The organism is Mesorhizobium sp. M4B.F.Ca.ET.089.01.1.1, assembly GCF_004022605.1.
Taxonomy (GTDB): Bacteria; Pseudomonadota; Alphaproteobacteria; order Rhizobiales; family Rhizobiaceae; genus Mesorhizobium; species Mesorhizobium abyssinicae.
Genome location: NZ_RZOS01000505.1, coordinates 1 through 3,729, shown reverse-complemented (window position 1 = coordinate 3,729; position 3,729 = coordinate 1). Strand labels below are relative to the sequence as shown.

Below are 3,729 nucleotides of genomic sequence, written 5' to 3'. Positions count from 1 at the left end.
CCATCAATGCCGAGGTGCTTCTGGAGGCGCGCGCCACCAACAAGTTCTCGGGCGAGCAGATCAGCCGCATCTCGCTGATCCAGGAGAATGGCGACCGCCGCGTGCGCATGGGCAATCTGGCCTTCGTCGGCTCGCATTCGATCAACGGCGTCTCGGCGCTGCACACCGAGCTGATGAAGGAGACGGTGTTCGCCGACCTCCACAAGCTCTATCCCGACCGCATCAACAACAAGACCAACGGCATCACGCCGCGGCGCTGGCTGATCCAGTGCAATCCCGGCCTCACCGCGCTTGCCCGCGAGGCGATCGGCGACCGCTTCCTGGACGATATCGACGCCATCAAGGGGCTCGACACCTTTGCCGGCGACGCCACCTTCCGCGAGAAGTTCGCGGCGGTGAAGCGGGCGAACAAGTCGAGGCTCGCCAACCTGGTCGCCGACCGGCTCGGCATCAAGCTCGACCCCTCGGCGCTGTTCGACATCCAGGTCAAGCGCATCCACGAATACAAGCGCCAGCTACTCAACATCCTGGAAGCCGTCGCGCTCTACGACCAGATCCGCTCGCATCCCGAGCGCGACTGGATGCCGCGCGTAAAATTCTTCGGCGGCAAGGCGGCGCCGAGCTACCACAACGCCAAGCTGATCATCAAACTCGCCAACGACGTCGCCAGGGTCATCAACCGCGATCCGGCGGTGCGCGGCCTGCTCAAGGTCGTGTTCGTGCCGAACTACAATGTCAGCCTGGCCGAAGTGCTGATGCCGGCCGCGGACCTTTCCGAGCAGATATCGACCGCCGGCATGGAAGCCTCCGGCACCGGCAACATGAAGTTCGCGCTGAACGGCGCGCTGACCATCGGCACGCTGGACGGCGCCAATGTCGAGATCAAGGAATGCGTCGGCGACGACAACATCTTCATCTTCGGCCTGACCACCGCCGAGGTCGCCGAGCGGCGCAACAACGGCTACAATCCGCGCGCGGTGATCGAAGGCTCGCCGGAACTTTCGCAGGCACTCGCTGCCATCTCCTCGGGCGTCTTCTCGCCTGACGATCCGCAGCGCTACCGCGCATTGATCGACGGCCTCTACAACAGCGACTGGTTCATGGTGGCGGCCGACTTCGACACTTACGCGGCCACCCAGCGCGACGTCGATACCGTCTGGCGCAACAGCCCCGACTGGTACGCGCGCGCCATCCGCAACGTCGCCCGCGTCGGCTGGTTCTCTTCCGATCGCACGATCCGCCAATATGCGAAAGAAATCTGGAACGTGCCCGTCTGATATGATTGCATGAGGTCACGAACAACGTGGCCCCTAGTGGAGTGAGTTTGACACTTGCGACCGATCCAGGACCAGTCGGCGATGCAGATGTCGAAGTCAAACCTCCGCTAGTATTTGAATACGAGTGCCCAGGGAGGGCGACCGCCTGATGAGGAAGCCGCGCGCGACCGCTGCGACGAGCGGGCCGGACGGACTGGCGCCAGCCGGCGATGTCGCGGCGATTGTCGCCGGCACGCATGGCGATCCCTTCGCGGTTCTCGGCGTGCATGAGGCCGGCAAGGGTTTTGTTGCCCGCTGCTTCGTGCCGAACGCCGAGTTCGTCACCGCCTACACGCTAAGCGGCAGGGCGGCGGGCGAGCTGTCGCGACGCGACGATTCGGGTTTCTTCGAGGGCAAGCTCACGCTCAGGAAGCGTCAGCCGCTGCGCTATCACGCCAGGAATGCCGGCGGCGACTGGTGGCTGACCGATCCTTACTCCTTCGGCCCAGTGCTCGGCCCGCTGGACGACTACTATATCGCCGAGGGCTCGCATCTCAGGCTCTTCGACAAGCTCGGCGCCCATGTCATCGACCATGAGGGCGCCACCGGCGTGCATTTCGCCGTCTGGGCGCCCAATGCGCGGCGCGTCTCGGTGGTGGGCGCATTCAACGAATGGGACGGGCGCCGGCACACGATGCGCGACCGCCGCGACACCGGCATCTGGGAACTGTTCATCCCCGATATCGGCGCGGGCCAGCCCTACAAGTTCGAGATCATCGCCCCCGACGGCGTGCGCCTGCCGCTGAAGGCCGACCCGTTCGCCTTCGAGTCGGAACTGCGCCCGGCCACCGCGTCGGTGACGGCGCCGCCGATGGCGCATGAGTGGGGCGACGAGGCGCACCGTACGTTTTGGCGCAGTGCCGACCCCAGGCGCGAGGCGATCTCGATCTACGAGGTTCACGCCGGCTCCTGGCAGCTTCGCGACGACGGCACGTTCCTGAGCTGGGACGAACTCGCCGCGCGGCTGATCCCCTACGTCGCCGACACAGGCTTCACCCATATCGAATTCCTGCCGATCTCCGAGCACCCTTACGACCCGTCCTGGGGCTACCAGACCACCGGCCTCTACGCGCCGACCGCCCGTTTCGGCGATCCAGACGGCTTTGCCCGTTTCGTCGACGGCGCGCATCGTGCCGGCATCGGCGTCATCCTCGACTGGGTGCCGGCGCATTTTCCCGTCGATGCGCATGGCCTCGCCCGCTTCGACGGCACTGCGCTCTACGAGCACGAGGATCCGCGCCAGGGCTTCCACCCCGACTGGAACACCGCGATCTACAATTTCGGCCGCCGCGAGGTGGTGTCGTTCCTGGTCAACAACGCGCTGTTCTGGGCCGAGAAATACCATGTCGACGGTTTGCGCGTCGACGCGGTGGCCTCGATGCTCTACCTCGACTATTCGCGCAAGGCCGGCGAATGGATCCCCAACGAGAAGGGCGGACGCGAAAACCTCGAGGCAGTCGCCTTCCTGCAGAAGATGAACAAGGAGGTCTACGGCCACCATCCCGGCGTGGTGACGATCGCCGAGGAATCGACCTCATGGCCGAAAGTGTCGCGGCCGGTGCATGAGGGCGGGCTGGGCTTCGGCTTCAAGTGGAACATGGGCTTCATGCACGACACGCTGGAGTATTTCTCCAAGGAGCCGATCTACCGCAAGCATCACCACAACGACATCACCTTCGGACTTGTCTACGCCTTCTCCGAGAACTTCGTGCTGCCGCTCTCCCATGACGAGGTCGTGCACGGCAAGGGCACGCTGCTGGGCAAGATGGCCGGCGACGACTGGCAGAAATTCGCGACCTTGCGCGCCTATTACGCCTTCATGTGGGGTTACCCCGGCAAGAAGCTCCTGTTCATGGGCCAGGAATTCGCCCAGCGCCGCGAATGGAGCGAGGCGCGGGCCCTAGACTGGGACTTGCTTGACCACGCTCCGCATCGCGGTATCTGGCAGACAGTGCGCGACCTCAATTATCTCTACCGCTCGCGTCCGGCGCTGCATGCGCGCGACTGTGAACCGGAGGGCTTTTCCTGGCTGATCGTCGACGACAGCGAGAATTCGGTGTTCGCCTGGCTGCGCAGCGCGCCAGACGGCAATCCGATCGCCCTCATCTCCAACTTCACGCCGGTGCCGCGGGAAAATTACCGCGTGCCACTGCCGAAGGCCGGCAAATGGCGCGAGATCATCAACACAGACGCTTCGGCCTATGGCGGTTCGGGCAAGGGCAATGGCGGCGTGGTCGAGGCCAGGGCGGAAGGTGGAGGCATATCGGCGACGATGCTTTTGCCGCCGCTATCGACGATCATGCTCGAATTTGTCCCGGACTGAACGATGCCGCACACTGGTAATTTGGGAGGGTAAAAATGGCAGACTTGAAAAGAACCCAGCCGTTGGCACGTGATGCCATGGCCTACGTGC

2 protein-coding genes are annotated in these 3,729 nt (G+C 64.2%); both read left to right on the top strand.

What is annotated here, in order from left to right; translation table 11 throughout:
- Positions 1 to 1,277, top strand: a 1,277-nt coding sequence (gene glgP / locus EN780_RS29495; protein WP_128276052.1) for a glycogen/starch/alpha-glucan family phosphorylase, incomplete at its 5' end; no start/stop codon positions are given.
- A 148-nt stretch (positions 1,278 to 1,425) separates the two neighbouring features.
- On the top strand, positions 1,426 to 3,639 hold the full coding sequence (gene glgB, locus EN780_RS29490; protein WP_128276051.1) for a 1,4-alpha-glucan branching protein GlgB: 2,214 nt from the start codon (positions 1,426 to 1,428) through the stop codon (positions 3,637 to 3,639).
- Positions 3,640 to 3,729: the final 90 nt, after the last annotated feature.

Excerpts from the sequence above, each read along its gene's own strand:
- glgB (WP_128276051.1), top strand. The coding sequence starts at position 1,426 with ATGAGGAAGCCGCGCGCGACCGCTGCGACGAGCGGGCCGGACGGACTG.